We start from the raw sequence: 4,731 nt of genomic DNA, 5'->3' as shown, positions 1-4,731 counted from the left end.
AGGTTGGAGAAGATTTTCTGTAGGCCAAAGCCGATGCCGAGGCCTACAGCGCCCGAGAAGATGGCCAGCGCGGAAAGGTCAATGCCGGCAATCGAGAGCGCGGCGGCGACCACCACGACCAGAAGCGCAATCTGCACGCTCTTGGTGATCAGCAGTCGCGCGGACGGCGTCAGCGTCGGCACTTGCTCCACGCGAGCTGCGAGCAGCTTTGAGACGCGGCTGGCGAGCCAGTAGAGAACGGCAAGCAGGATGGCCGCGCGTACGACCGTCAGGAGCGAGATGCGGCTTTCCCCGACATCAAACCCGGCCGACGCCAGAAGGACGGTCAGCGGGCCGAGCAGGCCGACAATGTTGAGGGCCGCGACAAACCAGATCAGCGTGGCCGCCGTGCGCGACCAGAAGGGTTCGGCGATAAAGGCCGTGAGGACGCGGATCAGCACCCAGGCGCCGGTCAGGCTGGCGGCAAGGTTGATCGCGAAGCTGCCAAGCCCGGTCTCGTCAAAGCCGATCCTCATGAGCGTCAGGATCACGAACGCCAGAACCGGCGCGATCAGCGAGACGATGAGCGTGCGCGGCGCGTCGCTGATCCGGGCAAGGAAACGCCAGCCGAAGGCCCGTTCCAGCCCGGCGCTGACGGGCGCGCGCACCAGCCAGGCGGCGAGGAAGGCCAGTGCTATTGCCCCGGCCTGCAAACCCATCTCGGGAGTGATGAGGACGTCACGCGCCTCTATCAGCACGCCGCGCGCCTGTTCCAGCAGGGCTGCGGTCCACTCGGTGGAGAAAGGGGCCGGTGCGTCGGTTGCCATCGCTCAGAGGTTAGGCCTGCCCGCAAGGAGCGGCAAGGGCGCTGGCCTCAGGATGCGGGGCTGACTATTTGCCTTCGCGCCACCATCCCATACCCATCAGGGCGAGGATGAGGGCGGCGACCAGCAGGCCCGGTGCCAGCGGCGTGCGCCGCGATTCCGATACCGTATAGGCGCCATTGCGCTGCAATCCGGCCCAGCCTGGACCAGCCTGCAAGCCGCCGGCGCGGGTGCGCCGCAAGGACGGCATGTCCGGCTCGGAGCCGCCGCCCAGCATGAAGCTGCTGCCGGAAGTGGCGGACGTGAGAGGGGCAAGGGCGTCGCGTGTGACACGCAGGTCAAGATATTCGCGCGGATTGAGCGGTCCGGCAGAGATGACGGTCGTTGCCTCGCCGGAGCGCAAGCGGATCAGTCCTGCTTCATTGCCGGTCTCTGTGGCAGCCGTAAAACGGCCCGGGCCATCACCGGTCATGGAAAGGCTTTCCTCGCGGCCTGATGGCCAGGTGACTTCAAGGTCCGGCGCAGTATCAGCGAGCGTTGTGCGGGTTGCCGACAGCATGCCGTCAGACAGGGAGGCCGTCAGGCGCTCCTCGTCAAGCTCCGGCTCGTTCATCAGCCAGTGAGCGGCGCGCCGGAACAGCTCGTCATGCGGGCCGCCGCCATCATGGCCGCGCGCCCACAACCAGGACTGGTCGGAAAGAAGGATAGCCGCGCGGCCCTGACCCTGGCGGGACAAAACCAGAAGCGGATCGCCCGATGGTGTGTCGAGCAGCGTCTCGCCAGCCAGCACCTGCCCGCCGATATAGCGGTACCAGTTGCCCCAGTCCTGTGCCTCGCCGGCCAGCGGCGCGGTTACCGGATGGCGCTCACCGGCGGTCGAAATGCGCGGGCGGAAAGCCCCTTCACGCACCGCACCGGTGGGCCGGGCCGGCAGGACGCCTGCGAGGAGCGAGCGGGCAATGGACTCCTCGCCTGCATAATCCGGGCCTGCCGTGATCAGCAAGGCGCCACCCTCGTCGACATAGCGGGCGATGTTCTGGAAGTAGTTGGCGGGAAGGATGCCCCGCCGCCGGTAGCGGTCGAAAATGATCAGGTCGAATTCGTGCAGGCGCAGCTCGAACAGCTCGAAGACCGGAAAGGCGATCAGCGCCAGTTCTTCCGGCAAGGCTCCGTCACCCCGGTCCAGCGGACGCAGAATGGTGAAATGCACCAGATCAACCGACGGGTCGGACTTGAGCAGGTTGCGCCACGCACGCGCGCCATTATGCGGCTCACCGGTGACGAGCAGCACACGAAGCCGGTCGCGAACGCCCGTGACGCTCACCGCAGCGCGGTTATTGATCAGCGACAGCTCGCTGGCACCCGGCTCCACTTCGATCTCGATGACGTTCGCGCCCCGGTTCTGCACCAGCGCCTCGACGGTCACCGTCTCGCCAATCGTCGCGCGGGCGCGGATCGGATCGCCGCCATCAAGGCGCAAGGTCAGCATGGCTGTGCCGGCCGGAGCGCCCTCATCCTCGACACGCAGCCGGAAGCGGACCGGTTCGCCGACGATGCCGAAGCGCGGTGCTTCCTCGACGATCAGGCGCCGGTCCGTGGCGCGTGGATCGCCCACCGCAAAGTGGTGGAAAGGCGCTTCGAGCCCCAGTGCGGCCGGGTCTGAGGGCACGTCATGAACCTGCCCGTCACTGATCACGATGATGCCCGCAAGCCGGTTGCGGGGAATGTCGCCGAGCCCGCTGCGAACCTCCTCGATCAGGCGGGTTCCGTCAGGCGCTGCACCGCCACGCACCTCAACAAGGTCCAGGCTGTCATCGGCCTCTGCAAAGCGGGCAATGGCGGCGCTGGCAGCCTCGGCATTTTCGCTGCGCTCACCGACTGACATGGAGGTGGAGGTATCGCGAACCACCAGGACGATATCGCTCAGCGGATCACGGATCTCGCGCACCAGAGCGGGATTGGCGAGGGCGGCAAGCACGCCAAGCCCGGCAAGCAGGCGCCAGACCCAGCCGCGCAATCCGCGCCAGGCCGCAAACGCGCTGGCGAGAACCAGCACGGCCGCGAGTGCCGCCAGCAGCCATTCGCTGACCAGCGGGGCAAGGACAAGGCTTGATGCGCTCATCGCTCCAGCGGCAGCGGGGATGTGCGCTGCCCTCCCTGTCCGAGGCGTTCAAGGATGGCCGGCACATGGACCTGATCGCTCTTGTAGTTGCCGGTTAGCGCGTACATGGCGAGGTTGACGCCGAAACGATAGGCCATCTCGCGCTGCCGCTCGCCGCCTTCCACGGGCAGCAGCGGAATGCCGTTTTCACCCCGTGCCCAAGCGCCCGCCCAGTCGGCTGAGCCGATGATGACGCCGGAAACGCCGTCGCGCGCGGTGCCGTCAGGATTGGACTCCACCCAGACCTCGCCGCCCGCCAGCCGTCCCGGCAATTCGCGCAGGAGGTAGAAGGTCCGGCCCAGCACATGATCGTCGCTAACCCGCGCAAGCGCGGGTATTTCAAGGCCCTGCATGACCTGCTCAAGGCCTGGATGAGCGCCGCCGCGCGTGCCCGCGCCGCCATCGCGCGTATCAAAAATGATCATCCCGCCCGAGCGCAGATAGGTGTTGATGTTGGCCGCAGCCGCCTCCGATACGGGCGCGGCATCGGCGCGGACCGGCCAGTAGATGAGCGGGAAGAAGATCAGCTCGTCGGTTGCCGGGTCTATGCCGCGCGGTTCTTCCGGCTCGATGGAGCTGCGCCGGGTCACTTCGGCAGAGAGCGACGCCAGACCCATCGCGCTGATGCGGTCCGTCTCTGCATCCCCTGTGCGCACATAGGCAAACCGTACGACGAGCGCGCGGTCCAGGGCTTCGGCGGTGTCGGCGGGCCGCGCCGCCGCTTCTGCCGGCCCGGACTCGGCTTGCGCCTCGCCCGGCGCTGCTGTCAGCAGTGGCAGCGCCATGACAGCGGCGATAGCCGCTGCAGTGCGCGCAGCACGCACGGCGGGAAGCCGTCCGGCAAAGGCCAGCGCGATGATCATGTCAGCGGCAATGAGAAGGAGGGCGAGCGCCAGCAGCGGGCCGCCCAGACGGCGCTCGTTGAGCGCATCGCGAATCTCGTAGAGCGCCCCCGGCAGGGTGCGGCTGATCGGTTCCAGCACGGTATCAGGGCCAGTGGCGTTCAGGGCGGCGCTTGCTGCGCCGAGGCGCCAGATGCCGGGCGGTGTCTGCCCGGAAGGCACCGCACTGGCGAACGCTGCCGCCTCGATGGGGCGGGGCTGGCCCGTCGGGGCACCAAGACGGCCCGCACCATCCAGCGCCCGCTCGATCTGCCAGCTTCCCTCGCTTCCCGCACCGCCCGCGCCCGCACCTTCGGCCAGAGCGATGACACGGCGCATCATCAGCGGGAAAGTGCCGGTCAGGGGCAGGTCGGACCAATCCGGTCCGGCGGTGATGTGAAAAAGGACAATCCAGCCATTACCGCGGCGATCCGCCGTCACGAGGGGGGTGCCGTCTTCCAGCCGAGCCCAGACACGCCGGTCGAGATCGGCTTCCGGCTGGGCCAGAACCTGGCTGCGCACGGTTGCTTCCTCGCTCACGCTCAGCCCTGCAAACGGGCTGTCATCGGCGAAGGCGGCAAGGCGCTGGGGTTCTTCCCAGTTCAGCGCACCGCCCAGAAGCCGGCCACCGGCGCGCAGCTGGACCGGCAGCAGCGCGTCGCTCCGGGCTGCGAGGCGCGGGCCTGCAAAGCGGATGAGAAGGCCGCCCTCTTCGACAAACTCCGATACGGCAGGGTCTTCGGTGCGGGCTGCATCGACCATGACGAGGGCCGAAGGCGATTCCGCCAGAACCGTCTCCAGCGGTCCACGCACCAGCTCGGCATAGGGCGCAATCGCCTGCCCGGCATAATGCAGGTCGGAGAGCAGGGGCTGGCGGTTATCACCG

Annotated in this window: 2 protein-coding genes and 1 pseudogene; all 3 read right to left on the bottom strand. The window is 67.8% G+C overall.

Features of this window, described 5'->3' with window-relative positions:
- Positions 1-806 (bottom strand): annotated as a pseudogene (locus tag ACTS2Z_RS02735) (mechanosensitive ion channel family protein); the annotation flags it as partial.
- A 64-nt stretch (positions 807-870) separates the two neighbouring features.
- Complete coding sequence (locus ACTS2Z_RS02730; protein ID WP_442571698.1) at positions 871-2,925, bottom strand: hypothetical protein; 2,055 nt, start codon at positions 2,923-2,925, stop codon at positions 871-873.
- Positions 2,922-4,731, bottom strand: a 1,810-nt coding sequence (locus tag ACTS2Z_RS02725) for a DUF4159 domain-containing protein (protein ID WP_442571697.1), incomplete at its 5' end; no start/stop codon positions are given. The genes ACTS2Z_RS02725 and ACTS2Z_RS02730, both read right to left, overlap by 4 nt.

Source organism: Glycocaulis sp. (assembly GCF_052168375.1).
Lineage (GTDB): Bacteria > Pseudomonadota > Alphaproteobacteria > Caulobacterales > Maricaulaceae > Glycocaulis.
This window is presented reverse-complemented; position numbering and strand designations above follow the sequence as displayed.

What these genes read in the sequence shown, in the direction of transcription:
- ACTS2Z_RS02730 (WP_442571698.1), bottom strand. Translation starts at nt 2,925, where the DNA reads ATGAGCGCATCAAGCCTTGTCCTTGCCCCGCTGGTCAGCGAATGGCTG.